Source organism: Micromonospora arborensis (assembly GCF_003205615.1).
GTDB classification, from domain to species: Bacteria; Actinomycetota; Actinomycetes; order Mycobacteriales; family Micromonosporaceae; genus Micromonospora; species Micromonospora arborensis.
The window spans coordinates 1-295 of record NZ_PYBV01000067.1 but is presented as its reverse complement, the minus strand read 5'-3'; the positions used below and the strand labels follow the sequence as shown (position 1 = coordinate 295).

Here is a 295-nt window from a genome sequence, read left to right as displayed (position 1 = left end):
GCTCAACGACCTGCTGCCCACCTGCTCCGCGATCGTGCAGCACGGCGGGTTCGGCACCCTCGGCAACGTGCTGGTGCACGGCGTGCCCCGCCTCACCGTCCCGGCGCCCTGGTGGGACGAGCGCGCCCTCGGTCTCAAGCTGCACCAACGGCGCGCCCGGGCCCCCCCCCCCCCCCCCCCCCCCCCCCCCCCCCCCCCCCCCCCCCCCCCCCCCCCCCCCCCCCCCCCCCCCCCCCCCCCCCCCCCCCCCCCCCCCCCCCCCCCCCCCCCCCCCCCCCCCCCCCCCCCCCCCCCC

1 pseudogene is annotated in these 295 nt (G+C 86.1%); it reads left to right on the top strand.

Annotated elements, in window-relative coordinates:
- Positions 1-10: 10 nt before the first annotated feature.
- Positions 11-295 (top strand): annotated as a pseudogene (locus tag C7C45_RS35750) (hypothetical protein); the annotation flags it as partial.